Origin of the sequence: Frankia sp. ACN1ag, from assembly GCF_001414035.1 — a bacterium.
Classification (GTDB): Bacteria; Actinomycetota; Actinomycetes; order Frankiales; family Frankiaceae; genus Frankia; species Frankia torreyi.
In genome coordinates, this window is record NZ_LJPA01000008.1 from 127243 (window position 1) to 153568 (window position 26326).

Here is a 26326-nt window from a genome sequence, read left to right on the forward strand (position 1 = left end):
GCCGGGCGGGCCGAGCCCCCAAGCGGCCAGCACGGCGCGCTCGGCGCCATGCCACGGCGTCAACAGGCGCCGTCGCAATCCCGACAAGATCTATTCGTGGCCGCCCGAAGCACTACATTTCTTGGATGCCCCTCTCGGACCTACCCGCCAACCACGACGTTCTTACCTATCTGCGCGACCAGGCCGTGCGTCCACGCCGTGAATCCGGACGGTATGTCCTGGATGGCTGGGAGCTTCACACGCACCCCGACCTCGTCGAACGATTTGATCTGATCTCTCCGTCGCGCGCGGCCATCACACCGGTCTTTGGAGTTCCGGTGGTGGTCGCGAACGGCATTGCCGCGGCCTTCGCGACGGGCACAGGCTGGCTGCTCCTCCGTCTGCCGCAGCCGCCCACCGACGTCGAGATGGTCGAGCCGATTGCAGCACTGGACGGAAAGGGTTGGCACAGCGTCGACGCCTGGCAGGATGTGAGCAAGCGCTCACTTGGCCGATTGCAATCGCTGACTCACGCCGCCATGGAGTATGCAGCCGAGCTGGCGGGAGATTCGCCCGTGCAGCCTTCTGCTCCGCGAGAATAGCAGTCGGGGCCGGGAACCAGCGCGGCTCGGTGGCTCGGTGGCTTCGTGGCTCGGTGGCTTCGTGGCTTCGTGGCTTCCGAATCAGCCGACATCTCGGCGAGCAGCGTGGTCACGGCATTCGGGTCGGGTGGTCGGAACAACCCGCGTAGGACGTCGAGGGCGGTTCGGCTGCCAGGAGATCGCCGAGTGCGGGGCGCAGACGCCGTGATGGTCTCCGCCTGGCCATCACCCGCTCGGCCCCGGTTCGCAGCGTCCTGGGAAGGGTCAGGTATCCGCGTTTCAAGCGGACGAGCCCGCGTCCGGGCGCGGCGTGGCGCTCCGGGCGCCGAGCACAGGGACGGCACGCCCGGGGAGATCGACATTTCACGGCTGATAGCCGAGGATTTCGGTGAGGCGGGCGTCCGAGCTGCTGGGTGACGAGCACCGGCACCGGCGCGGCATCGGGGTTAGCCGAAAGCGCAGTCCGTCGGTGGCCTCGACGGCGACGCGCGCCTCGCCCACGCGGCCGCGGCGGAGATCGCGCAGATCACAGGGGTTGTCGGGTTTCGGTGGCCCAGCCGGATTGCGCAGGCGCGCGAGGCCCACGCATCACCCGAAAGTGCCATTCGCTTGCCTCCAGCGTCCCCAGGCGATTCCCTCGAAGAGGCCAGGGAACCACCGCAAGATAGGTAGTACCCGGACAATTAGGGAGGCGCTGCGCCTTGTCATCGCGATGGACCGCGAGGAGGAGCGCACGATGGTTCCGCCCGGGGGCGTCCGCCCTGGCGGAAACCGGCGCGACCACCACGATCGGGCCCGCCACGGCGGCGCGCCGCTGGCAGCCGGTCGGACACATCGAGGTCGGCCGGGACTGGCGACGCTGCGGGGCGCAGGAGGGCGGCTGCGGCGTGCTGCTCCCCCTGAACCAGCAGACCTGCCCCCGGTGCGGCCGGACGAACCGCGAGGACCTGCTGCCTCTGAACATCCGCCGGCTACTGCCCACCCACGACGCCTACGACCACGCCGTAGCCGTGCTGCGGGGCACCTGGGCCGAAGCCGACCTGCCGGACGGGCCGAACCCGCTGGAACTAGCGGGCACGCCGCTGCCCAGGACCGGCAACGAGGTTTCGGCCCTCGCACCGGATGCGCTCTCCGGCGCCGTCGACCGGCCAGACCCCCTCGGATCGCACTCCTGACGCCGGCCGATCACCCTGACGTCCCTCGCCGAGGAGATCGGCCACCTCCGATCATTTGCGTCGGCGGGTGGCGGGCTTCGGTTCCGGGGACTCCGGGAGCTCCTCCGCCACGGACTGTTCAAACACGGACTATTCAAACACTGTCAGCATCTACTGCCGTTGATCGACGATGTGGAGATGACCGCCCACCAGGACCTGGCGCTCCCCGACCCGCAGGGTCATTCCCGGTGGCATGCACGTCTTCGAGCGGCTGATCGAGACGCCCGATCTCGTGGTCGTGCTACACGGGGTGCAGGCCCAGCCGGCCGGGTTCATGGCCGGGTTGATGGCCGGGTTCTTCGCGGTCGGTCCGAACATTGTCCGGTTCCTGAGCGTCGAGGAGGAGGCCGCGGCGCGGGCGGGGCGTGAACCCGTCCCGCCCGAGGCTCCGATCTGGTCCGCCTGCGGGCCGGGGGCCGTCCCGGTGTGCTGCGAGCTCCGGCCGCCGGATCCAGCGTGCGCGCTCAGCCTGTCGCACTTCGGCGGCGGCTACACCACGGACCGACGACGATCACATGCGTGGGTCTGGGTGCGGCCGATGCCGCGTTCCGGCGATGTCGCCTGCACCGGACGCACCGCCGGACGGACAGGGCAGACCGTTATCGACGGCGCGACGCTGCGCGCGGCGGCTCGGACCGCCCGCCGAATCCGGGCGGCCGGCCCACCGGAAGGAGAGGGCCGGCCGTGAGCGGACCGGCGAAAGCGGCCGAGCCGCCAGCATCCATCCCGGTCGGCGTCGACTGCTATCTGGTGGTGCTGGAGACACCGCGGTTCGCCGTCGTGGCCGACGGTGTGCTCGCCGAACCCGACGGCGTCGAGATCCACTTGACCGCCCTCGGTGCGGACCTTCCGGCCATGCCTGGGCCGCCATCGGCGATCATCATGCGATCCGGGTCCTGGCTCGGGCGCGCCTACGCGGTGCTGCGGGTGGAACCGCTGCCCGGCCGCGGGGATCTTCAGATCGCCGCCACCATCGCCGGACCAGCCGCCGAGACGGTGATCAGCGGCGACGACCTGCGCCGAGCCGCATCGTCGAGCACCGCCCGGCGATGGGAAAGGGGCTCCGGCGGACGCTGCGGTTGATTCCTCCCGCCGGCAGGGGTCAGCAGACGGCCGACGACGGGGGGTAGGGCTGGCAGGGCGGAGGCGGCGGGCAGCCGGCTGCGGTGGTGAGGAAGCCGAAGGCGGCGGCCACCGCGACGGCTGCCAGTACCCTGCGTTTACCCGCGTCACGTGAATGCCTGCGATTTCCGCTGGATGGGCGCATGTCTCAACCTTTCCGCGTTCCGCAATCCCGACCACAGGCTTTCTACCGGACCGGTCGCAATAACCGGACGCGACGCGCCGAGAACCGCCGACCCAATGTTCGATCTTCTCCGGATCGCCGACCCACCGGAGACGCACCACCGGATTTCTCGCCGACGCCGAAATGTCAATTAAATCAGGGCACGACCTAACGCCGGGCTGGGGCCGCACCAGGTGCTCCGAGCGGGTCTGCCAGCCAGTCGCACCAGGCGTTGACGCCCTCCCCGGTGCGAGCGCTGACGGCAAGCACGTCCACCCCCGGATTGACGGCGTCGAGGTTGCGCCGGAACGCCTCGGTGTCGAAGTCGAGATGGGGCAGCAGATCCGTCTTGTTGACGAGCACGAGATCTGCGGAGCGGAACATCACCGGATATTTGAGCGGTTTCTCCTCGCCCTCGGTCACGGCGAACACCATGGCGCGCCGGTCCTCACCGACGGCGAACTCGGCGGGGCACACCAGATTGCCGACGTTCTCGATGATGATGAGGTCGAGTTCGGCGAGCGGTAGCCGGGGCAGCGCGGAGGCGATCATCGGCGCATCCAGGTGGCATTCCCCGCCGAAGCCGTTGCCGGTGTTGACCAGGGCGATCGACGCGCCGAACCCGTCGAGGCGATCGGCGTCCAGACTGGTCTCGATGTCCCCCTCGATGACGCCGATCCGCCGGTGCGGCGCGAGGCGGCGCAGCGTCTCGGCGAGCAGGGTCGTCTTCCCGGCGCCGGGCGCGGACATCAGGTTCACCACGGTGACGCCGGCCGCGTCGAATGCCGCCCGGTTGGCCCGCGCGACCCGCTCGTTCTCCCCGAGAATCCGCTCCAGCACCTCGACCCGTTCCGCGCCGGTGCGGTAGCCGGAATGGTCCCCCACCGAACCGGGCGGCCGCGCGTGACCGTCCTTGTGCGGATGGTCATGCGGCTGACCGTTCTGGTGCGGCTGGCTGTTTGCGTGTGGCTGGCTGTTTGCGTGTGGATGGAATCGACCCATGGTTCGTCACGCCTCCACGGCGTCGGTCGCCACCTCGAAGGAGGTGACGAGAAACTCCTCGCCGCTGACCAGGACGACGTCGGTGGTGCCACAGGCGGCGCAGCGCAGGATCGGCACGGCGAGCTCGCTGTGCACGCCGCACCGCCGGCAGCGCACGCCGGCCGGGACGGACTCGACAACCAGCACCGACCCGGCCAGTACCTCGGCCCCGGCCGCGTCGGCGTGCGCCAGCTCCCAGCAGTAGACGAGGGTGTCCGGCACCACCTGCCGCAGTGCCCCCACCCGCAGATGCACCCGGGTCACCGGCCGGCCGGCCGCGTGCCGGGCGACGATGTCCGCGACGGAACGGCAGATCGACAGCTCGTGCACCGCCCTGCCCCCTCTGACGTCCAGNCGGGCTCCCTGACGTCCCGCCGGGCTTCCTGACGTCCCGCCGGGCTTCCTGACGTCCCGCCGGACTCCTTGAACATCCGCCGGGCTCACTGTGGTCCTGCCAGGCACGCAGCGGCAAACGCCACCACGCATTGGTGGCAGCCTCCGCACACGACGCATCGGCGTCCCCTTCCCGGGCACGTAGCGTCGCTGTGCCGGCAGTCCTCGTGCGGCCTGAGCCATGCGACGCGAGGCGCGCGGCGACCGGTCGCGATCCGCCGCCCCACCGGTTGCCGGCCATCCGACGAAGGGACCACCGATGTCATCCGTGCTCTGGTTTCAGGGCGGGGCGTGCAGCGGCAACACGATGTCGTTCCTGAACGCCGAGGAACCCACCGTCATCGACCTGATCACCGACTTCGGCCTGGACCTGCTCTGGCATCCGTCGCTGGGCCTGGCCACCGGCGGGCAGGCGCGGGAGCTGTTCTGGAACTGCGCCCGGGGTGAGCAGCCGGTCGACATCTTCGTCTTCGAGGGCTCGGTGATACGCGGCCCGGACGGCAGCGGCCGCTTCGACGTGTTCGCCGACCGGCCGATGCAGGACTGGGTGCGCGACCTCGCCGGCCAGGCCCAGGTGGTCGTGGCGATCGGGGACTGCGCCTGCTGGGGCGGGGTTCCGGCGACGGCGCCGAACCCGACCGACTCCACCGGGCTGCAGTTCCACAAGCGCGCTGCGGGCGGGTTCCTCGGCCCGGACTTCCGCTCGCGAGCCGGGCTGCCCGTCATCAACGTGCCGGGCTGCCCCGCCCATCCGGACTGGATCACGCAGATCCTGGTGGCGCTGGCCACCGGCCGCGCCGCCGACATCGCGCTCGACGAGCTGCACCGGCCGCAGACGTTCTTCACCACGTTCACCCACACGGGCTGCACTCGTAACCAGTACTTCGAGTACAAGCAGTCGACGCTGACCTTCGGCGACGGGACGCGGCAGGGCTGCCTGTTCTACGAGTTCGGCTGCCGCGGGCCGATGACGCACTCCCCGTGCAACCGGATCCTGTGGAACCGGCAGTCGTCGAAGACCCGGGCCGGCATGCCCTGCATCGGCTGCACCGAGCCGGAGTTCCCGTTCTTCGACCTCGCCCCCGGCACGGTCTTCGGGACCCAGAAGGTCGCCGGCGTCATCCCGCGGGAGGTCCCCGAGGGCAGCGGCCACCTCACCTACCTGGCCCAGGCGGCGGCCGCCCGACTGGCCGCGCCGGAATGGTCGAAGAAGGACATGTTCGTCGTCTGACCCGCCGGCAGGGCGCGCGTCCCGCCCGGGAGCGGCGCGAGGAACCGCACAGGAAAGAAGAGATTCCCATGACGACCGTCGATCTCAACGTCAGCCCGATGGGGCGCGTCGAGGGTGACCTCGACGTCCGGGTCACGATCGACGACGGGGTGGTGGCCTCGGCCTGGACCGAGGCGGCGATGTTCCGTGGCTTCGAGATCATCCTGCGGGGCAAGGACCCGCAGGCCGGCCTCATTGTGACCCCGCGGATCTGCGGAATCTGCGGCGGCAGCCACCTGTACAAGGCGGCGTACGCGTTGGACGTGGCATGGCAGACCGAGCTGCCGCCGAACGCGACGCTGATCCGCAACATCGCGCAGGCGTGCGAGACGCTGCAGAGCATCCCGCGATGCTTCTACGCGCTGTTCGCCATCGACCTGACCAACCCCCGATACGCCTCCTCGCAGCTCTACCCGGAGGCCGTGCGCCGGTTCACCCCGTTCACCGGGTCCAGCTACGGCCCGGGGGTGGTGCTGTCCGCCAAGCCGATCGAGGTGTACGCCATCTTCGGCGGGCAGTGGCCGCATTCCAGTTTCATGGTGCCGGGCGGGGTGATGTGCGCGCCGACGCTCGCGGACGTGACCCGCTCCATCGCGATCCTGGAGCACTGGAAGACCGAGTGGCTCGAGAAGCAGTGGCTGGGCTGCTCGGTGGACCGCTGGCTGGCCAACCGCACCTGGGCGGACGTGCTCGCCTGGGTGTACGAGAACGAGGCCCAGCACGACAGCGACTGCGGCTTCTTCCTGCGCTACTGCCTCGACATCGGCCTCGACGGCTACGGCCAGGGCATCGGCAACTACCTGGCAACCGGGACGTACTTCTCCCCCGACCTGTACGGCCGGCCGACGATCGAGGGCCGCAACGCGGCGCTCATCGGCCGCTCCGGGGTGTACGCCGGCGGCGCTTACACCGCGTTCGACCAGGCCCGGGTGCGCGAGGACGTCACCCACTCGTTCTACGCGGGCACTTCGGCGCGTCACCCGTTCGACGGGGAGACCAACCCGATCGACCCGGTCCGCGGCCGCGAGCAGGGCAAGTACAGCTGGGCGAAGTCCCCCCGCTATGACGTGCCGAACCTCGGGTACGTGCCGCTGGAGGCCGGCCCGCTGGCCCGCCGGATCGCCGCCGCCGCCCCGGGCGCGGCCGCCCACCAGGACGACGACCCGCTGTTCGGCGACATCCTCGACGCGATCGGCCCGTCGGTGATGGTGCGCCTGCTCGCCCGGATGCACGAGGCGGCCAAGTACTACCAGTGGGTGCGCGCCTGGCTGGACCAGATCGACCTGCACGAGCCGTTCCACGCCACGCCGGTGCAGCGCGCCGACGGGCGCGGCTTCGGCTCGACGGAGGCGGCCCGCGGCTCGCTGTCCGACTGGATCGTCCTGGAGAACGGCAAGATCGCGAACTACCAGGTGGTCACGCCGACGGCCTGGAACATCGGGCCCCGCGACGGTGACGGCACACCCGGCCCGATCGAGGCTGCGCTGGTCGGCACCCCGGTCGCCGACCCGGCCGATCCGATCGAGCTCGGCCACGTGGCCCGCAGCTTCGACTCCTGCCTGGTCTGCACGGTCCACGCCTACGACGGGCGGACCGGCAAGGAGCTGAGCAGGTTCGTCATCAACGGGGACCTGTGAACACCGGACGGCCGGTACCCGCCGGACGGCCGGTACCCGCCAGCCCGCGGGTGCAGGTCGACCCGCCCGGCCTCGAGCCGCCGCGCTGCGACACGGCGGTGATCGGCTGCGGGAACCTGCTGCGCGGCGACGACGGGGTGGGACCGATCCTCATCCGCCGCCTCGCCGAGGCGGGCGTGCCGGCCGGAGTGCGCCTGGTCGACGGCGGCACGGCCGGGATGGACACGGCCTTCGCGATGCGCGGCGCGCGCCGGGTCGTCATCGTCGACGCCGCCCGCACCGGCGCCGCGCCGGGCACCGTCTACCGGGTGCCGGCCGCGGAACTCACCGATCTCCCCCTGTACCTGCCACACCCGCACGCCGTGCGCTGGGACCAGGCACTCGCCTTCGGCCGCTGGCTGCTCGGCGACGACTACCCGGCCGACGTCACCGTCTACCTCGTCGAGGCCGGCGGCCTGGAACCCGGGGTCGACCTCACCCCGCCCGTGCGCCGCGCGATGGAACGGATGCAGAAGCTGATCCTCGCCGACCTGTCCGACCAGCACAGCGAGGAAGACACCCATGACTGACCGCGACACCGCGACCGACACTGCTGTGACCGACAGCGCCGTGACCGATGCCGCCGTGACCGATGCCGCTGTGACCGATGCCGCTGTGACCGACACCGCCGCGTGCTGTGCCCGGCCGCAGCCGGTCGGGGTGTTCCCGCTGCCCGCCGGCTTCCTGCTGGTGCCGGGCGGCGACGACACGGCCGAGCTGCGCCGCACGCTCGCCGCCGGGCGCCACCCGGACACCTGGCCGGCGCGCCTGCTCGCGCTGGAGCTGGCCTACCGCGGGGACATCGTCGGCGCCGCCGCCCAGCTCGACGGCGACGACCCGATCGACCGGTACAACCGGTTCGTCCTGCGCCCGGGAGGTCCCCCGGTGGAGGACCCGGCGCGGCTTCGCCAGGCCCTCGGCGCCGAGCTCGGGATCCTCGTCGACGTGGTCCGCTTCGCCCTCGGCGATCTGGCCGAGCCCCCGCCGTTGGCCGGGGAGACCGGCGAGATCGCGGCGCTGGTGCACTCGGCGCACGCCGCCCACGCCATGGCCGCCGGGCGGACCGGCGAGGCGGCGGGGGCGCTGGGCCGGGCCGTCGCCGCGGCGTGGGAGGCGTCCCCGGGCCTCGCCGCGCAGCTGTTGTCCACCGCGGCGGACCTGCGCCGCAGCGTCGAGGGGCCGACGGACGACGTCCTCGCCGACCTGACCGCGGCGCTCGCCGCCCTCGACGCCACCGAGCTCGTGATCGCCCGTGCCGAGCTGCGCCTGGCCCTCGGCGCGGCCCACCAGGAGCGGGCCCGCGACGATGCGGCGGCCCTGCGCACCGCCGTGGAGCACTACCTGGCCGCGCTCCGGCTCATCAGCGTGGACAGCGCCCCGGAGCTGTTCGCCGCGGTGCAGGTCAACCTGGCCACCGCCTACCTGGCGATGCCGATGAGCCAGGCCTCCGACCAGTTGCGGATCGGCGTCGCGATCCAGGGCCTGCGCACGGCGCTCGCCGTGTACACCCCCGAGACCCACCCCGAGCAGTGGGCCAGCACCCAGCTCAACCTGGCCAACGCCCTGGTCTACGCGCCGTCGGCGCATCAGAAGGACAACCTGATCGAGGCGGCGGCCCGCTACCAGCAGGTCATCGTCGCCCGCGACCGGGACACCGATCCGCTCGGCCACGCCCGCGCGCTGGCCAACCAGGGCAACGCACTGGCCCATCTCGGCGCCTACGACCAGGCGACTGCGGTGTTGCACGAGGCACGGACGATCTTCGAGGAGTCCGGGGCGGACGACGCGGCGCTGACGGTACGCGGCGTGCTCGACGAGATCGCCCGCCGACGCGGCGCGCCCGGACCTGCATGAGGTCCCCCCGGTCGACGGCCACCGTCCCCGGCACCGGGACGGGTACCGCCGCCGCGAACGGCACGGAGCCGGGGGGTGCGCCGACGCGGGACGCGGTGGACGACGGCACGGCACCACAGATCGCGACGGCCGGCGAAACGGCTGCGGGCGACGCCGCGACGGCCGGCGGCGCGACGGCCGGCGGCGCGACGGGGTGGGAACCGAGGGTGTGGCTCGGCGCGCCGGCGCCGGGAGGGCTGGCGCTGCCCGCGGCGCGGCCGTCGCCGTCCTGGCTGTACGCGCCGCGCGGGGTGTGGCTCGGCGACGACCTGCTCGTGGTGGCCGACTCGGGCAACCACCGGGTGCTGATCTGGCACGGTCGCCCGGCCCGCGACGGTGCCCCCGCCGACGTCGTGCTCGGCCAGGCCGACGCGAGCAGCGAGGGCCCGGCGGCCGGCGGACGCGGGCCCGAACGGGGGATGCACCTGCCGACCGGGATCGTCGTCACCGACGGCCGGCTCGTCGTCGCCGACGCCTGGCACCACCGGATCCTCGTCTGGAACACGGTCCCGACGGCCACCGACACCCCTCCCGACCTGGTCCTCGGTCAACCGGATGCGGCGAGCGTGCGGGAGAACCGGGGCGGGCCGTGCGGACCGACCACCTTCTACTGGCCGTTCGGCGTGGCCGTGATCGGCGGGCGCTTCTACGTCGCCGACACCGGCAACCGGCGGGTGCTGGGCTGGTGGGGCGGCCTGCCAGCCTCCCCCGATCAGGCCCCCGACCTGATCCTGGGCCAGCCCGATCCGACCAGCCGGGAGGACAACCGCGGGGGCCCGGCAGGGCCCGCCACCTTCCGGTGGCCGCATGACGTCGCCGGGAACGCCGGGCGGCTGCTCGTCGCCGACGCCGGCAACCACCGGCTGCTCGGCTGGACGCCCCATCCCGACGCCGACACCGCCGCCGGCCTGGCCCTCGGCCAGGCCGACCTGACCGGCTGCGGTGAATCCCCCTACGCCCCCGGCCGGGCCGACACGCTGCGCTTCCCCTACGCGGCCGACTGCGACGGCGATCTGCTGGCCGTCGCGGACACCGCCAACAACCGGATCCTGCTCTGGGACGGCCTGCCACAGGTCACCGGCGCGGCGGCCACCGCCGTACTCGGCCAACCGACGTTCGCCGACACGGGCGAGAACCGCTGGTCGGGCGTCACCGCCGACACGTTCTGCTGGCCGTACGGCCTGTCCCTGTCCGACGGCCGGCTCGCCGTCGCGGACTCCGGCAACAACCGGGTCGTCATCTGGGAACGGCGGCCATGATCGCGCCGCGCGCCGGCGAGAGGTCCGCGCCGCACCCGCCGGACGGGCGGGTGCGCCGACGGGTCGTGGTCGAGGGCATCGTGCAGGGCGTCGGGTTCCGGCCCCACGTCCACCGGTTGGCCAGCAGCCTTGGGCTCACCGGCTTCGTCGGCAACGACTCGGCCTCGGTCTTCGCGGAGGTCGACGGCGACGCCGCCCACGTCGCCGAGTTCCTTCGCCGGTTGGCCCCGGCCGCGCCGCCCCTCGCCCGCGTCGACCGCATCACGGTCACCACCGTTCCCCATCCCCTCCATCCGGGCGGGGGCGCGTTCCGGATCGTGGCCAGCACGGCCGCGGCCGGCGCGCGGACCCTGGTGCCGCCGGATGCCGCGGTGTGCGCAGACTGCCTGCGCGAGCTGTTCGACCCGGCGGACCGGCGTCACCGCCACCCGTTCATCACGTGCACGAACTGCGGCCCCAGGTTCACGATCATCGAGGCGCTGCCGTACGACCGGGCGGCGACGACGATGGCCCGCTTCCCGATGTGCCCGCGGTGCGCGGCCGAGTACGCCGACCCCGCCGACCGCCGCTTCCACGCCGAGCCCATCGCCTGCCCGGACTGCGGGCCGCGGCTGTGGTTCAGCCCGGCGGACGGGCCGGCGGTGACCGGCACCGACGCGGCGCTCGCGGCCGCCCAGCGGGCGCTGGCGGCCGGCGCGGTCGTGGCGGTCAAGGGTGTCGGCGGCTACCACCTGGCCTGCCGCGCCGAGAACGACGAGGCCCTGGCCCGGCTGCGCGGGCGCAAGAACCGACCGGACCAGCCGTTCGCGGTGATGGCCCGCGACCTGGCCACGGCCGCCCGAGTCGGGGTTGTCTCGCCGACGGTGGCGGCGCTGCTGGGCGCGCCGGCCGCGCCGATCGTGCTCACCGGCCGCGCCCCGGGGGCGCCCGTGTCGGCCCTGGTCGCACCGGGCAGCCCGCTCATCGGGCTGATGCTGCCGTACACGCCGGTTCACCACCTGCTGTTCGCGCCGATCCCGGGCGGCGGCCCGCCGCCGCGACTGCTCGTGATGACCAGCGCCAACCGCTCCGGCGAGCCGATCTGCTTCGACGACGGCGAGGCACGCACCCGCCTCGCCGGACTCGCCGACGCCTTCCTCACCCACGACCGGCCGATCCTGGCGCCGTGCGACGACTCGGTGCTGCGCTGCGACGCCGAGCAGGTCGTGCCGCTGCGCCGAGCCCGCGGCCACGTCCCGCTGCCGGTGGATCTCCCCCGCCCGGTCGGGCCGGTGCTCGCCGCCGGCGGCGAGCTGAAGAACACGCTCTGCCTGACGACCGGGCGGCGGGCGATCCTGTCCCAGCATCACGGCGACCTGGGCAGCCTCGCGGCCATGGCGGCGTTCGAGCGGTCCGGCGCGCGGATGGCACGCCTGTACGGCGTCGAACCCGCGGCCTTCGCCGCCGACCCCCACCCCGGCTACGCCACCCGGGCCTGGGCGCAGCGAGCCGCCGGCACCGACCGCCCCCTGCGGCTGGTGCAGCACCACCACGCGCACGTGGCGGCGCTGCTCGCCGAGCACGGCCGACTCGGCGAGCCCACCGTCGGCGTCGCCTTCGATGGCACCGGCTACGGCGGCGACGGCACGATCTGGGGCGGCGAGGTGCTCCTCGTCGGCTCCGACGTCACCCGCGCCGAGCGCATCGCCCACCTGCGCCCGGTCGGCCTGCCCGGCGGCGACGCCGCGGTGCGCAACCCGTGCCGGGTGGCGCTGGCCCACCTGGCCGCGGCGGGCCTGGCCTGGTCGGCGGATCTCGCCCCGGTGCGGGCCTGCTCCGCCGCGGAGTTGAGCACAGTGCGCACCGCCCTGGACCGGGGCGTGGCCTGCACGCCCAGCAGCAGCATGGGCCGGCTGTTCGACGCGGTGGCGGCGCTGCTCGGGGTGCGCCAGCGGACCACCTATGAGGCGCAGGCCGCCGTCGAGCTGGAGGCCCTCGCGGCCAACGGTCTCGCGGCCAACGGTCTCGCGGCCAACGGTCTCGCGGCCCACGGTCTCGGCGCCGGCCGGCGGGGCGGTGACAGCAGACCCGAGGCCGCCGGGCCGATCGCGGTCGTCGCGGGGCGGCGGCCGCTTGCCTTCGGGCTGGCCGACGGCGTCCTGGAGCCGGCGCCGGTGCTGGCGGGCCTCGTCGACGGCCTGCGGGCGGGCGTGGGGGTGCCCGCGCTGGCCGCCGCGTTCCACCTCGCCGTCGCGGACGCGGTGGCCCGCGTCGCCGAGGTCGCGCGGCGGCGATACGGCGTCGGCCTGGTCGGGTTGACCGGCGGGGTCTTCGCCAACGTCGTGCTGCTGCGGGCCTGCCGGGCGCGGCTGGCCGCCGCCGGTTTCGACGTGCTCGTTCATCAGGAGGTACCGGCGGGCGACGGCGGGCTGGCGCTCGGCCAGGCCGCCGTCGCGGCGCTGGCCGGCGATCAGGATCCGACGCCGGTCGCCGACGGGAAGGAAATGTGACGCGATGTGCCTGGGGATACCCGGCCGGATCATCGAGATCTGGGATGACCGCGGCACCCGGATGGCGCTCGTCGACTTCGGCGGCGTCACCAGGACCGTGTGCCTGGCCTACCTGTCCGATGTCACCGTCGGGCAGTACACGATCATTCATGCCGGTTTCGCGTTGACGACCGTGGACGAGGACGCGGCGCGGCAGACGCTGGCGATGTTCCGCGAACTCGGGCTGCTCGACGAGGAGCTCGGCGCGGCCGAAGCCGAGGTGGGCCGGTGAAGTACCTGACGGAGTTCCGCGACCCGGAGCTGGCCCGGTGGCTGCTGGACGCGATCGCCGCCACCGCGAGCCGGCGCTGGACGCTGATGGAGGTCTGCGGCGGCCAGACGCATGCGATCATCCGGCACGGGCTCGACCAGCTCCTCGCCGACCAGGTCGAGTTCATCCACGGGCCCGGCTGCCCCGTCTGCGTGACGCCGCTGGAGACGATCGACCGGGCGCTGGCGATCGCCGCCCGCCCGGAGGTGATCTTCTGCTCGTTCGGGGACATGCTGCGGGTGCCGGGCAGCGACACGGACCTGTTCACGGTGAAGGCCCGTGGCGGGGACGTCCGGGTGGTGTACTCGCCGCTGGACGCCGTCCACCTCGCCGAGGCGCATCCCGACCGGCAGGTCGTGTTCTTCGCGGTCGGCTTCGAGACGACCGCACCGGCCAACGCGCTGGCGGCGGTGACGGCGCGGCGCCGCCGGCTGGCGAACTTCTCGATGCTCGTCAGCCACGTGCTGGTCCCGCCGGCGATGAGTGCGGTCGCCACCGCCCCGGGCAACCGGGTGGAGGCGTTCCTCGCCGCCGGCCACGTGTGCACGGTGATGGGCACCGAGCAGTACGAGCCGCTGGTCGCCGCGCACCGGATGCCGATCGTCGTCACCGGGTTCGAGCCGCTGGACCTGCTCGACGGGGTGCGCCACGCCGTCGCGCAGCTCGAGGCCGGCCGGGCCGAGCTCGCCAACGCCTACCGGCGGGCGGTGCAGCCCGAGGGCAACCCGGCCGCCCGGGCGATCCTGGCCGAGGTGTTCACGGTGTGCGATCGGGCCTGGCGGGGCATCGGGACGATCCCGGACTCGGGCTGGCGGCTCGCGGACGCGTGGCGCGACTTCGATGCGGAGATCCGGTTCGACGTCGGCGGCCTGACCGTCGCCGAACCGGCGGCGTGCCGCAGCGGCGCGGTGCTGCAGGGGCTGCTCCGGCCGCCGGACTGCGCGGCGTTCGGCACGTCCTGCACGCCGCGCCGCCCGCTGGGGGCGACGATGGTCTCGGCGGAGGGAGCGTGCGCCGCCTACTTCCAGTACCGGCGCCTCGCCCCGGCCGGCAGGGCCCACACCTCGGACTCCGCCGGGCCGGCAGCGGCGGTGGAGGCATGACCGACCTGGCGGACATGACCGGCTGGGCCTGCCCGACCCCGCTGCGTGACCATCAGCGGATCGTGCTGGGCCACGGCGGCGGCGGCGTGCTGACCAGCGAGCTGATCGAACACCTGTTCCTCCCGGCGTTCGCCGCAGGCGGGTCGACAGCGCGACGTGACCCGGCTGCGGCACTGCTGGACGCGGCGTCGGCAGCCTCGGCGGACGCGGCACTGGCGGACGCGGCGGTCCTGGCCGTCGGCGGGATCAGGCTGGCGTTCACGACGGACTCCTACGTCGTGCGGCCGCTGTTCTTCCCCGGCGGCTCGATCGGCGAGCTCGCCGTCCACGGCACCGTCAACGACCTGGCCTGCCGCGGCGCGGTCCCGCTGGCACTGTCGGCCGGGTTCATCCTGGAGGAGGGGCTGGAGCTCGCCGTCCTCGGCCGGGTTGCGCAGGCGATGGGCCACGCCGCCGCGGCGGCGGGGGTGCGGCTGGCCACCGGCGACACCAAGGTCGTCGAGCGCGGCCTCGCCGACGGCCTGTACGTCAACACCAGCGGCGTCGGGCTCGTCCCGCCCGGAGTGGACGTCCGGCCCGACCGGGCGGCGCCCGGGGACCGGATCATCGTCTCCGGGCCGATCGGCGAGCACGGGATCGCGGTGCTCAGCGTGCGTGAGGGGCTGGAGTTCGGCGGGGACGTCCGCTCCGACACCGCGGCGCTGCACGGGCTGGTCGCCGCCATGCTGGCCGCGACCATCCCCGGGGTGCACGCGCTGCGCGACCCGACCCGCGGGGGCCTGGCGACCGCGCTGTGCGAGATCGCCGCCGCGGCCGGTGCCGGCGTCGAGTTCACCGAGTCCGTGGTGCCGGTGCCGCCCGTGGTCGAGGCGGCCTGCGGCTTCCTCGGCCTCGACCCGCTGCACGTGGCCTGCGAGGGCCGGCTCGTCGCGTTCGTCGCCGAGGCCGACACGGACGCGGTGCTCGCCGCGATGCGGGCGCACCCGGCGGGACGCGACGCGGTGGTGATCGGCTCCGTCACCGCGGAGCACCCGGGCGTCGTCGTCGCCCGCACCGCCTTCGGCGGGACCCGCATCGTCGACCGACCGCTCGGCGAGCAGCTCCCCCGCATCTGCTGATGCGTCGGCTGAGCCCGGCCGATACCGCCTGGGCTCAGCCGGCGGCGCCGATCCGCACCGAGCAGTCACTGGCGGCCAGGTAGACCTGGCTGCGGCCGCCGGGGTCGAGCCTGACGACCGGCGCGTCCTTGGTGGCGGTGGCGAAGTCGACGTTCTCCCCGCTGGCGAGATCGCGCAGCACGAATTCGCAGGACTCGCTGCCGTTGAAGTCCTTGACCTGGACCTCGACGGCGCTGGGGGCGTGGAAGGCGCTGCTGTCGCCGGTCTGCTGGACGGTGAACGGCAGGGTCGCGTCGCCGCCGCCGGCCAGTGCGCTCAGGTGGCAGCCCGTGGTGGACGGCGTCACGGCCAACTCGATCCGCCCGGTCTGGTGGACCTGGAACATCCTTTCCCCGTAGACGGTGTCCGACCCGGTCAGCCCCGACGGGTTGGCGCCGTGCGGCGACAGGGTGCAGCCCACGTCGTTGCCCGACTGGCGGTCGGTGACGACCAGCCGCCAGGGGCCGGTGGCGGCGTAGCTGAAGGTCGTCGGCCCGTCCGCGCCGGAGTCCCCGCGGGTGAGCAGCACGGCGGTGACCGCTGCCGCCGCGAGCACGACGACCGCGACGCCGAGCCCGAGCAGCCGGGCACGGCGCCGACGCTTCGGCCCGCCGGCGGAGGCGCCGGCGGAGGTCCGCTCCCCCGCCGCGGCGTCGGCGAGGCCGGACAGGTTCCACGGTGGTGTGCCAGCGGGCGTCGGGCTGCCGGCGGGCGTCGGGCTGCCGGCGGGCGTCGGCGGCGACGGGATCGTCGGCGGCGGGCCGCTCGGCGGGGTGGGTGCATGGACGGTCAGCGTGACATCCCGGTTCGGGACGGACCCGGCTGGACGAGCCGAGTCGTGCGGTCGGCTGGCGTCCATCAGCACGCCCCCGCCGGCCGCAGCACCCGGTCCCGAAACAGCGCCCGGTCCCGAAACAGCGCCCGGTCCCGAAACAGCGCCCGGTCCCGAAACAGCGCCTGAACCCGAAGCGGCTCCCGGACCGGAGACGGCTCCCGGACCCGCGGCGGCGTCGCCGCCGGCCGCATCGAGGCCGGCCGCGTCCGCGAGGGCCGCGCGCAGGTCCGCGGCCGTCGGCCGGTCGGTGGGTTGGCGGGCCATCGACCGGGCGACAAGCTCCCGCAGCGACGGGGCGATCCGCGCATAGTCCACCCGGGGTTCCTCGTGGACGATGCGGTAGGTCACCGCGTCGGACGGCCCCTCCCCGTAGGGCGGCTGCCCGGTGGCGCCGTAGCCCACCAGGCCACCCCAGGCGAACACGTCGGAGGCCACGGCGGCCTCACCGGCGGTGACCTGTTCGGGGGCCAGCCAGGCCGGCGTGCCGATCAGCACTCCGGTCGCGGTGAGCTGATCGGCGTCGCGCACGGCGGCGACCCCGAAGTCGATCACGATCGGCCCCGCGGCCGTCCACATCACGTTGGACGGCTTGAGGTCGCGGTGGATGAGGCCGGCCGCGTGGATCGAGACGAGCGCGTCGGCGAGCCCGGCCGCCAGCCGCACCTGGTCGGCCTCGTCGAGGGGGCCGTGGCGGGTGATGTGCTGGCCCAGGGTGGGCGCGGCGAGGAACTCGGTGGCCAGCCACGGCGGCTCGGCGGTGATGTCGAAGTCGAGCAGCTTGGCGGTGTGCCGGCCGCGGACCCGGAAGCAGGCCTGCAGCTCCCGCTGGAAGCGGACCCGGAAGCTGGGGTTGTCGGCCAGCTCGGATCTGATGATTTTCACGGCGACCTGGCCGAGCGGGCCGTCGCCGAGGTAGACCACGCCCATTCCGCCGCCGCCGAGCCGGCCGAGCAGGCGGTGAGGCCCGACCTGGACGGGGTCGGTGAGGCGCAGGGCCGCGACCGCGCCCCGCTCCGGGTCGGTTGGCATGACGCGATCTTCTCCTCGGCCCGGACCGCGGCCGCGCCGAGCCCACGGGTGGACAACTCCCGCCGGTGCTGGGCGTCGCGGTGACAAATCATCTGGATGGTAGCGAGCCCGCGCCTGTCCGCCCATGGTCGTCGGCTTCCCGACCTCGACGAACGTCCCGGGCTGTGGACCACGGCGGTTGTCCACAAGCCGCGGACCGCGGTCCACCGACCCGGACGGATGGCCGTAGGGTGGCGAAATGACCTTGCCGCCCGGCCCCGAGGGGCACCCCGCCGACCCGTCGGGCACCTCCGCCGGTGCCGCCGGGAGCGCCGAGGGTGCCACCGGTACCGCCGGCGCCGCCGCGCAGGTCCTGCGGCGGGTCTTCGGCTACGAGTCGTTCCGGTCGGGCCAGCGAGAGATCATCGAGCATGTCGTCGACGGCGGCGACGCGCTGGTTCTCATGCCCACCGGCGGCGGCAAGTCGCTGTGCTACCAGATCCCCGCCCTCGTCCGCCCGGGCACCGGAATCGTGGTGTCCCCGCTCATCGCCCTGATGCAGGACCAGGTCGACGCGCTGCGGGCGCTCGGCGTGCGGGCCGGCTTCCTCAACTCCAGCCAGGACCTCGACCAGCGGCGGACGGTCGAGGCCGCCTTCCTCGCCGGCGAGCTCGACCTGCTCTACCTCGCGCCGGAACGGCTGCGCGTCGAGGCGACGCTGCGCCTGCTCGACCGGGGCAGGATCTCGCTGTTCGCGATCGACGAGGCGCACTGCGTCGCGCAGTGGGGGCATGATTTCCGGCCCGACTATCTGATGCTGTCGATGCTGCACGAACGCTGGCCGAGCGTGCCGCGCGTCGCGCTCACCGCCACCGCGACGCCGGAGACGCACAAGGAGATCACCACCCGGCTGGGCCTGGCGGACGCCTACCACCACGTCGCGGACTTCGACCGGCCGAACATCCAGTACCGCATCGTGCCGAAGAAGGAGCCGAAGGCGCAGTTGCTCCACCTGCTGCGCACCGAGCACCCCGGTGACGCGGGCATCGTCTACTGCCTGTCCCGGGCGTCGGTCGAGAAGATCGCCGAGTTCCTGGCCGGTCAGGGGATCCCCGCGCTGCCGTACCACGCAGGGCTCGACAACCGCGTCCGGGCCGAGAACCAGGCCCGCTTCCTGCGCGAGGACGGCATCGTCATGGTCGCGACGATCGCCTTCGGCATGGGCATCGACAAACCGGACGTCCGCTTCGTCGCCCATCTCGACCTGCCGAAGTCCGTCGAGGGTTACTACCAGGAGACCGGGCGCGCCGGTCGGGACGGCCTGCGCTCCACCGCCTGGCTGGCCTACGGCCTGCAGGACGTCGTCCAGCAGCGCCGGCTCATCGACGCCTCCCCCGGCGACGCGGCGCACCGCCGCCGGCTGGGCACCCACCTCGACGCCATGCTCGCCCTGTGCGAGACGGTCGAGTGCCGCCGCGTCGGCCTGCTCGCCTACTTCGGCCAGTGCGGCACCGCGGCCTGCGGCAACTGCGACACCTGCCTCGAGCCGCCGCAGTCCTGGGACGGCACGGTCGCCGCCCAGAAACTGCTCTCCGCCGTGCTGCGCCTCGATCGGGAGCGCCATCAGCGCTTCGGCGCGGGCCACGTCATCGACATCCTGCTGGGCCGGTCGACGCCCAAGGTCACCCAGCACCGCCACGAGACCCTGACCGTCTTCGGCGTCGGCGAGGATCTGCGCGAGCTCGACTGGCGCGGGGTCGTGCGCCAGCTCCTGGCCCAGGGGTTGCTCGCCGTCCAGGGCGAACACGGCACGCTGGCGCTCACCGAGGCCAGCGCGGACGTGCTGCGCGGGACGCGCACGGTGGCGCTGCGCCGCGAGCCCGAGCGGGTCGCGCGGTCGAGTGCCAGAGCCGGCGGCGACGCCGCCTCGGCCGGCGCGGGCCGGGCCCGGCGCACCGCGTCGGTAGATCTGCCGGCGCAGGCCGCGCCGGTGTTCGAGAAGCTGCGGGCGTGGCGCGGCGCCACCGCAAAGGAGCAGGGCGTCCCCGCCTACGTGATCTTCCACGACGCGACGCTGCGCGAGATCGCCACGCAGCTGCCGACGAGTCTCGCCGACCTCGCCACGATCAGCGGCGTCGGCGAGAACAAGCTGGCCAAGTACGGCGAGCAGCTCCTCGACGTCCTCGCCGGGTCCGCCGAGCCTCCCGAACCGGACTGAACCACCGACCCGGGTCGAACCGGCGAGGTGCACTCGGCGACGGCACCGGGCCGGCGTGCCGAGGCCCCCACGCCGCCCGGGGCGCGGGTCAACTCCCGTCGGGGGCCGCCGTGCGGCCGGTGAACAGGGCCACCTCGCCGACCTGTTCCAGGGTGTGCTCGGCGAGGACGGTGCCGAGCGCGCGGTCGAGGTCGGCGGCGGTGTCCTCGGTGTTGTTCAGGATGCCGCGGNGGTTCAGCAGCCGGATCATCCGGCGGGCGCGCGGCGGTGTCCCCGGCCCCGGCGCGAGGATCGTGCTGCCGAACACCACCCCGCCCGGTTCGAGCACCGCGGCGATGTTGCCGAGGACGGCGGGGGCCTTCTCGTCGAGCCGGCCGGGGATGCAGTGCAGCAAGTAGCCCACCCCGGCCGAGGCGAACGGCGCCCCGGGCAGGTCGGGAAAGGGCTCCAGCGCGTTGACGACGGCGGTGCTCACTTCGTGGTGGCGGATCCGGCGGGCCGTCCAGCGCAGAGTGTTCTCGTTGAGGTCGGCGAGGGTGATCGCCGCCCGCCCCGGCCAGCGGGCCCGCGCCAGGTGATAGCCGGTACCGACGCCGACCTCGAGATGCCGGACGGTCGCGTACGCATTGTACTGTCGGTTGATCACGGCGGCCGGACAACGCCACACATACCGGTTGTTCAACCAGGTCACCGAGATGTCGTAGAACGCGAGGGCCGCCCATCCGTAGGTTTCGGCGGCGGCGCGAACCTCGGGTGCCGCCGCCTCCACTGCGCTGGGCACGGGCCGGGCGGCCCGCCCGCGGCGGGAAAACCGTTGCATGGCCTGCTCCTCTGGCGCGATGAACGGAAGACCGGGTAGGGCGCGAAGATATCCCGAATAGGCGGCTCGCATTCGTGAAACCGCGCGGAAGTCAGCGGTCGCGAGCGGCGTGGTGCGGCGCGGCAGGAAATGCCGCCGGCGCCGCACGGGGCCGCTCGTGGCGGCGTCCGCGTGACGCCCGGCGCGCTGCGGCGACGAGCCGGGCGGAACGTCCGGAAGCAAGCCGGAGCAGGACGATTCAGCTAGAATCGGTCGGCCGATGTCTCCCTCCGCCGCCCCGGGAAGAGCGATCTCGCATGCCGGATCCGCGCCTTGGCCCGTTCCCCGTCGACTTTCGCGTGCACGGCCTGCGCACGCACAGCGAGGCCGGCGCACGGGACGATTTCGAACAGATGATCGCCCAGCTCGTCGATGCGCTGCATCCGGGCTTCCGGCTGATCCGGCTGATAGGCGCCAACCCCGGGTCCGCGGGGATCGATGTCTTCCTCGGCCACCTCGATGACCGGATCATCGCTTGGCAGGCCAAATACCTCCTGCCGTTGGTGCGGGAGAGCCATCGCGCGCAGATCAGGGACTCGTTCCGGGCCGCGGTGCGGAATGCACGCGAGTACGGCTATGGGATCGACCGGTGGATTCTCTGCGTTCCCGGTTCGCTGGATCAGCCGACGGCGATGTGGTGGGACCGCTGGCGGCGCGAGCAGCAGGCGGCAACCTCGATCCGCATCGACATGTGGGACGAGAACGGCCTGCGGGCCCGACTCGGCCGGCCGGTGGCCGCGCACGTGCGCGCCGCCTACTACGCCTGGCCCCGCGCGGCCGGCTACGCCTGGTCCGGCATGGCGGACGGGCCGACGCCGGTCACGGATCCCCGGCCCGCACGCCGCACCACGCCCGCCGACGTGTCCTGGTTGGGCGGTGAGACGGTGCGGGTGGCAGCCCGCACCTGCCTGTTGGAGGGGAATCCGTGGGAACGGCGCGGCGGCGACGGATCCTGGGTGCTGCGGGAGGGAACCGCCTCACTGCCGGGTCCGCCGCCGCGCCCGGTGTGGTTTCGCCACGTCCTCGTGCGCCGGCCGGGGTTCGCGGCGGACGCGAAGCTCGCGACCGTGGACAGTCAGATCCGCCTGCTCGCCGAGATCGGTGGTCGGCGCGGCCTGCCCGACCTGATCGAGGGCCAGGTGACGCCGGTGGAGGCCGGCCTGCTCTCCGGCCGGCTGGCGGGTCCGACCTGGCGGGAGGTCTTCGGCCCCCCGCGCCGCGCCGACCGGGGGCCGACCCGGCCCCGCCTCCATCCGGTACGGCCGACCGGACCCGGCTACCCGTCCCCGCGCTCGACGGCAGGCCCGAGGCTCTGGGGTGCGCCGCCGGGTGAGGGCCGGGCGGCGCTGGACCGCACCTGGGCACCGAACCCGTCGACCGCCGTCGCCCTGCTGCGCACCGCCGCGGGCGCGGGTGACGTCCTCGCGGCCCTGCACGAGGCGGGGCACAGCCATCGGGCCCTGACCCCTGATGGCCTGATCCTGCCGGGGGCCGACCCGCAGGCGGGACCGCCGACGCTGCGCGACCTGGGGCTCGCCACAGTCGCCCGCCACGCCGAGGAGGGGCCGGCCGAGTACCGGGCCCCCGAGCAGGAGCGCCTCGGGCTGCACAAACCGCGGATCGGGGTGCGCACGGACGTGTTCCGGCTGGCGGCCATGGCCTACCACTGCCTGACCGGCGTCATGCCGGCGCGCGGCGGGCCGGCGCCGCTGCGTGGGCTTCCGCTGCCGTTTCCGGTGCCGGACACCCTCGACGAGGTGCTGGTCCGGGCGCTCGACTCGGATCCGGCACGCCGGCCCGCCCGCATCCGCGTCCTCGCCGACGCCTTCCGGGTCGGCGCCGACCATCTCGCCCGCTGGGGCTACTGACGACCTGGCGGTGCGCGGCAGCCGCAGCGGTGCGAGACGGCCCCGGCGCTACGGCGTCGAGGCGGCGGCGCAGACCGTCGACCGGGCCAGGGCCAGGATGGCGCCGGAGGTCGGCTGGTCGGGGGTGATGCCGCCGTCGGCGAACCGGGCCGGGATGCGGGTCAGCGCGAGGCGGTCGCCACCCTCGGGGAGGTCGTCGAGGCAGAGGTGGGTGCCGTCGTCGCGCAGGGCGGTGTCGCTGCGGCCGGCGGCGAGGGCGGGGAACTGCGCGCGGAAGGCCGTCACGAACGCCGCCGCCGCCTCCGAGTCGTGCATCAGGTCGAAGGCGCTCCCCCCGCCCGCGGCCGACGCGCCGGCGCTGGGCGTGGCCCCGGCGGGCGGCCCGCCGGATCCCCCGGCGCCGCCAGCGCCCCCAGAACCGCCGCAGGCTGCGAGAACGGCGACGAGGGCGGTCAGGGCGAGCGCCCGCCAGTTCTTCATCGGCTCCCCTTGCTCGTGGAAGGAGCAGAGGCTAGCCGGCGCGGGCGGGCACCGTGCCGGCGGGGGCAGGCGGTCGACGCCCTCGCGCGCAGTCCGCGGCCGGCGGCGCCGGTCGGACCAACCACGGACCCGCCCGCACCGATCCACGCCGTAGCGACCCTGTTGGTCCCACATAGTTCTCCGGGTAACGGGAAATCTGCCGTGCCGTCGATGCGCCGGGCGGTATTGCGGGCCCCACGGGCATCCCGGCGGACGCATTGCCGCCGCCATGGGGAACGGGTCCGCGCAATGCGCTGTCCACGGGTTGTGCCGGGCGCGGTTGACCCCGACCACATCCGGGGATCCCGCCGTAGCCGCAGGCCAGTCGCCCGCCCACCGCGTTCATCCGGTGTTACCGGCGGCACCGCGGCAGATAGCCGCGCCCATTCCCGCCGTCGATCGGAACAACTAGGGACATCTCACCCCGGGATCGGGCAAGTCGGTTGGACGAGGCCGGCGGGCGTCTGATTGCATACCAGCCTGACGGGGGTGCCGGAGGCGGGAGGGACCCGCACGAGAGAGAGCAGTAAGGACGGGATGACGACACGAGCCCGAGAACTGTTCCAACGATCGCGCGCACTGCTCGGAAACTCCCGCGAGGTCGCCGCGCAGCTCCTCGCTTCGCCCGGGGCGCACTCCCGCCCGGCGGTCCCGCCCGCCGCGGCGCCGACGAGACCCGCGCCGGGCTCCACAGCCGTGCCGGCGCCGACCACCGCCCAGCCGGCGACCGCCGCCCTTCCCGCGAACACCGCCCTACCCGCGGGAACCGCCCTCCCTGCGGACGGCGACCCGGCCGCGGCCATGACCGCGGCCGCGGCGCAGGCGCTGTCGGCGATCTGCGCCGACGTCGCGCTGCGCGACCTGAACCTGGTGGACTCCCTGCTCTCCCAGCTCGAGGAGATGGAGGCCCGTGAGGAGGACGCCGAGCGGCTCGACGAGCTCTACCAGCTCGACCACCTCGCCGCCAGGCTGCGCCGTAACGCCGAGAACCTGCGCATCCTCGCCGGGCGGGACGCCAGCGAGACGGCGTCGGACACCGCGGCGATGGTCGACGTGATCCGCGCGGCCATGTCCTCCATCGACCACTACTCCCGCATCGCCATCGGCCGGGTCGTCCCGCTCGGTGTGGTCGGATTCGCCGCCGAGGACGTCGGCCGGCTGCTGGCAGAACTGCTCGACAATGCCACCAAGTCGTCTCCGCCAAGCGCGCCGGTGCGCGTCGGCGTGCACCTGACCGAGCAGGGCAGCGCGCTGCTACGGGTCGAGGACGAGGGCATCGGCCTGCCCCCGGAGCGGATGCGCCGGCTCAACGAGCGGCTGCGCGCCGGCCCGACCCTCGACGACGACGCCGTGCGGCACATGGGGTTGGCCGTGGTCGGTCGGATCGCGGCCCGGCACGAGATGCGCACCTGGCTCGACCGCCGCCACCCGCACGGGACGACCGCCTCGGTGCTGCTGCCCGCAGCGCTGATCTGCGAGCTGCCCGAGGCGAGCTGGTCGGGCGCCCAGACCGTCACCGTCGCGCCCGCCGTCTCCGCCGTGCGTACCGTCGGGTCCGCGGCGCACGTGGCGACGGCCGCCGGGCTGCCCGGACGCCGGTCCGCGCACCTGGCCCGACCGCGCCCGACCGCGCCGGCGGCCCACTCCGCGCGGCCGACCGCCTCTCCGGCGCTGCGGCCCGTGCCGAACCCGCCAGCGAGCCGGCCAGCGAACCCGCCAGCGAACCCGGCCGCCGGCCCGGCCGCCGTCGAGACCACTGCCAGCGGCCTGCCCCGCCGGGTGTCACGCAGTCTGAAGAACGGCACCGGCCCGCTCGCGGCCCCGCCGCCGGCGGCCCCGCCCGCGGCAGGGGCGGCCCAGGTGGCGGACCACGAGCGGCTGCTCGCCGACCTCGGTGCGTTCACCGAGGGGGAACGCACCGCCCGTGACGAGCAGCGAGGGGCCTGAGAGAAGCCGTGACGGATACGACCAACCGCCAGGGACACGACGACTTCACCTGGCTCATCAACGACTTCGTCGCCAGAGTGCACGGGGTTTCCCACGCCCTGATCCTGTCGTCCGACGGGCTGTCGCTCACCTCCTCGGACACGGTCGGCACCGTCGAGGGTGAGCAGCTCGCCGCGATCGCCAGCGGGATGCTGAGCCTCGCCCGCAACAGCGCCGCGCTGTTCGACAAGGGGACCTGCGAGCAGATCATTGTCCGGCTGTCGTCGGGATACCTGCTGTTCATGGGCATCGACGCGGGCGCGGGCCTCGCGGTGCTCACCGACGCTGACTGCGACATGAAGGTCGTGGCCTACGAGATGACCCAGTTCGTGCTGCACGCCGGCCACGCGCTGACCCCGCAGACCCGCGCGGACCTGCGCCGCGTCCTCGCCGGCCGGCAACTGTGACGCCGGAACCGCGGGCGCGGACGCGGACGCGCAGCCGGCGCATCCGCCCGTACGCCCTCACCGGGGGNCGCACCAGAACCCGCCACCACCTGCTGGTGGAGACGCTGGTCTCGGTCCCCCGCTACGACCCGGCACTGAGCGAGTCACTGATGCCCGAGTCGAAGGCGCTCTACGAGCGGGCCCGCGCGCAGTTGTCGATCGCCGAGCTGTCGGCGATCCTGTCGATCCCTCTCGGGGTCGTCCGCGTGCTCATCAGCGATCTTGCCGCCCAGGGCGCGGTGTTCATCCATCCGACGGCGCACGCCTACTCCCACGACCGCGGTGTGCTGGAGCGGATCCTCAGCGGGCTGCGGGAGCTGCCGGTCTGAGCGGGCACGCACCGGGACAGGTCGCCGGCGCCGACCCGGACCAGTTGATGATCTCGGCGAAGATCGTGATCGCCGGCGGGTTCGGCGTCGGCAAGACGACGCTGGTCGGCTCGGTGTCGGAGGTGCCGCCGATCAACACCGAGGCGTGGATGACCGAGGCCAGCGAGGGCGTCGACGACCTCCCCCCGCACGGCGAGAAGACCACCACGACGGTCGCCATGGACTTCGGCCGGATCTCGCTGGACTCCGACCTGGTGCTCTACCTGTTCGGCACGCCAGGCCAGGCGCGGTTCTGGTTCCTGTGGGACGACCTGTCCCGCGGCGCCCTGGGCGCGATCGTCCTCGCAGACACCCGCCGGCTCGACCAGTCCTTCGCCGCGGTCAACTACTTCGAGCATGACTCGACGGTGCCCTTCCTCGTCGCGGTGAACCTGTTCGACGGCCGGCTGTGGCACGACCTCGACGAGGTGCGGGACNCCCTCGCGTTGCGACCGGGCATTCCGCTGATCACCTGTGACGCGCGGGACCCGGCGTCGACCGCCGAGGCCCTGCGGGCGCTGGTCCGCTACGCCATGTCCCTGGCCTGA

The 26326-nt window shown here is 73.7% G+C and carries 22 protein-coding genes and 2 pseudogenes; 20 read left to right on the forward strand and 4 right to left on the reverse strand.

The genetic code is table 11. The features are described from left to right. Positions 1 to 125: 125 nt before the first annotated feature. The 4 genes from UK82_RS32605 (at position 126) to UK82_RS09230 (ending at position 2878) form a co-directional block, all read left to right on the forward strand. A complete protein-coding gene (locus UK82_RS32605) occupies positions 126 to 581 on the forward strand; it encodes a hypothetical protein (protein WP_055406894.1) in 456 nt (151 codons plus the stop codon). Positions 582 to 1282: 701 nt separating this feature from the next. Next, a complete protein-coding gene (locus UK82_RS09220; RefSeq protein ID WP_044886867.1) occupies positions 1283 to 1756 on the forward strand; it encodes a hypothetical protein in 474 nt (157 codons plus the stop codon). A gap of 232 nt (positions 1757 to 1988) precedes the next feature. Next, positions 1989 to 2483, forward strand: coding sequence for a hypothetical protein (locus UK82_RS09225; protein WP_055406895.1), 495 nt, complete (start codon positions 1989 to 1991; stop codon positions 2481 to 2483). Then, positions 2480 to 2878, forward strand: a complete 399-nt coding sequence (locus tag UK82_RS09230; RefSeq protein ID WP_044886865.1) for a hypothetical protein — start codon at positions 2480 to 2482, stop codon at positions 2876 to 2878. The genes UK82_RS09225 and UK82_RS09230 overlap by 4 nt, the downstream gene beginning before the upstream one ends. Positions 2879 to 3248: 370 nt before the next feature. Here the strand turns inward: UK82_RS09230 and hypB are convergent, their stop codons facing one another. Continuing rightward, on the reverse strand, positions 3249 to 4082 hold the full coding sequence (gene hypB, locus UK82_RS09235) for a hydrogenase nickel incorporation protein HypB (RefSeq protein WP_055406896.1): 834 nt from the start codon (positions 4080 to 4082) through the stop codon (positions 3249 to 3251). Positions 4083 to 4088: 6 nt separating this feature from the next. Next, entirely contained in the window at positions 4089 to 4451 is a 363-nt protein-coding gene (locus UK82_RS09240; RefSeq protein ID WP_044886863.1) for a hydrogenase maturation nickel metallochaperone HypA, read from the reverse strand. Between the two features lie 322 nt (positions 4452 to 4773). Here UK82_RS09240 and UK82_RS09245 point away from each other — a divergent pair, with 322 nt between their 5' ends. From UK82_RS09245 to hypE, 9 genes are all read left to right on the forward strand, one after another. Continuing rightward, on the forward strand, positions 4774 to 5745 hold the full coding sequence (locus UK82_RS09245; protein WP_044886862.1) for a hydrogenase: 972 nt from the start codon (positions 4774 to 4776) through the stop codon (positions 5743 to 5745). Positions 5746 to 5813: 68 nt separating this feature from the next. Continuing rightward, complete coding sequence (locus UK82_RS09250; protein WP_044886861.1) at positions 5814 to 7421, forward strand: nickel-dependent hydrogenase large subunit; 1608 nt, start codon at positions 5814 to 5816, stop codon at positions 7419 to 7421. Continuing rightward, the gene (locus UK82_RS09255) at positions 7418 to 7990 is read left to right on the forward strand and encodes a hydrogenase maturation protease (protein ID WP_063897458.1); all 573 of its coding nucleotides are present in this window, start codon (positions 7418 to 7420) and stop codon (positions 7988 to 7990) included. The genes UK82_RS09250 and UK82_RS09255 overlap by 4 nt, the downstream gene beginning before the upstream one ends. Further along, complete coding sequence (locus tag UK82_RS09260) at positions 7983 to 9314, forward strand: hypothetical protein (RefSeq protein WP_236705702.1); 1332 nt, start codon at positions 7983 to 7985, stop codon at positions 9312 to 9314. The genes UK82_RS09255 and UK82_RS09260 overlap by 8 nt, the downstream gene beginning before the upstream one ends. After that, positions 9311 to 10612, forward strand: coding sequence for an NHL repeat-containing protein (locus UK82_RS09265; RefSeq protein ID WP_236705703.1), 1302 nt, complete (start codon positions 9311 to 9313; stop codon positions 10610 to 10612). The genes UK82_RS09260 and UK82_RS09265 overlap by 4 nt, the downstream gene beginning before the upstream one ends. Beyond that, positions 10609 to 13101, forward strand: a complete 2493-nt coding sequence (gene hypF, locus UK82_RS09270; protein WP_055406897.1) for a carbamoyltransferase HypF — start codon at positions 10609 to 10611, stop codon at positions 13099 to 13101. Before UK82_RS09265 ends, hypF begins: the two co-directional genes overlap by 4 nt. Before the next feature lie 4 nt (positions 13102 to 13105). Then, positions 13106 to 13372 carry a HypC/HybG/HupF family hydrogenase formation chaperone gene (locus UK82_RS09275; RefSeq protein ID WP_044886859.1) on the forward strand — a complete coding sequence of 89 codons (267 nt, stop codon included), beginning with the start codon at positions 13106 to 13108 and terminating at the stop codon, positions 13370 to 13372. Then, the gene (gene hypD, locus UK82_RS09280) at positions 13369 to 14514 is read left to right on the forward strand and encodes a hydrogenase formation protein HypD (RefSeq protein ID WP_044886858.1); all 1146 of its coding nucleotides are present in this window, start codon (positions 13369 to 13371) and stop codon (positions 14512 to 14514) included. Before UK82_RS09275 ends, hypD begins: the two co-directional genes overlap by 4 nt. Beyond that, a complete protein-coding gene (hypE, locus tag UK82_RS09285) occupies positions 14511 to 15632 on the forward strand; it encodes a hydrogenase expression/formation protein HypE (protein WP_055406898.1) in 1122 nt (373 codons plus the stop codon). Before hypD ends, hypE begins: the two co-directional genes overlap by 4 nt. A 34-nt stretch (positions 15633 to 15666) precedes the next feature. Here hypE and UK82_RS34320 read toward each other — a convergent pair whose 3' ends face one another. Next, on the reverse strand, positions 15667 to 17535 hold the full coding sequence (locus UK82_RS34320; protein WP_055406899.1) for a serine/threonine-protein kinase: 1869 nt from the start codon (positions 17533 to 17535) through the stop codon (positions 15667 to 15669). A 238-nt stretch (positions 17536 to 17773) separates the two neighbouring features. Between UK82_RS34320 and recQ the strand changes: the two genes are divergently transcribed. Together recQ and UK82_RS09305 are read left to right on the forward strand one after the other, a co-directional pair. Beyond that, a complete protein-coding gene (gene recQ, locus UK82_RS09295; protein WP_055406900.1) occupies positions 17774 to 19732 on the forward strand; it encodes a DNA helicase RecQ in 1959 nt (652 codons plus the stop codon). A 1116-nt stretch (positions 19733 to 20848) separates the two neighbouring features. Then, positions 20849 to 22459 carry a hypothetical protein gene (locus UK82_RS09305; protein WP_055406902.1) on the forward strand — a complete coding sequence of 537 codons (1611 nt, stop codon included), beginning with the start codon at positions 20849 to 20851 and terminating at the stop codon, positions 22457 to 22459. A 48-nt stretch (positions 22460 to 22507) separates the two neighbouring features. On the opposite strand, the gene UK82_RS33605 is transcribed toward UK82_RS09305, so the two are convergent. Next, positions 22508 to 22939, reverse strand: coding sequence for a hypothetical protein (locus UK82_RS33605; protein WP_044886852.1), 432 nt, complete (start codon positions 22937 to 22939; stop codon positions 22508 to 22510). Between the two features lie 576 nt (positions 22940 to 23515). Here UK82_RS33605 and UK82_RS41835 point away from each other — a divergent pair. From UK82_RS41835 to UK82_RS36780, 5 genes and pseudogenes are all read left to right on the forward strand, one after another. After that, on the forward strand, positions 23516 to 24925 hold the full coding sequence (locus UK82_RS41835) for a sensor histidine kinase KdpD (RefSeq protein WP_055406903.1): 1410 nt from the start codon (positions 23516 to 23518) through the stop codon (positions 24923 to 24925). An 8-nt stretch (positions 24926 to 24933) separates the two neighbouring features. Then, positions 24934 to 25371, forward strand: coding sequence for a roadblock/LC7 domain-containing protein (locus UK82_RS09320; protein ID WP_055406904.1), 438 nt, complete (start codon positions 24934 to 24936; stop codon positions 25369 to 25371). A gap of 68 nt (positions 25372 to 25439) precedes the next feature. Next, positions 25440 to 25739: pseudogene (locus UK82_RS09325) on the forward strand (DUF742 domain-containing protein); the annotation flags it as partial. 47 nt (positions 25740 to 25786) lie between these two features. Further along, positions 25787 to 26215 (forward strand): ATP/GTP-binding protein (locus UK82_RS09330; RefSeq protein ID WP_236705704.1); only part of this gene is annotated, 429 nt, incomplete at its 3' end. 1 nt (position 26216) lies between these two features. Continuing rightward, a pseudogene (locus tag UK82_RS36780) lies at positions 26217 to 26326 on the forward strand (ATP-binding protein); the annotation flags it as partial.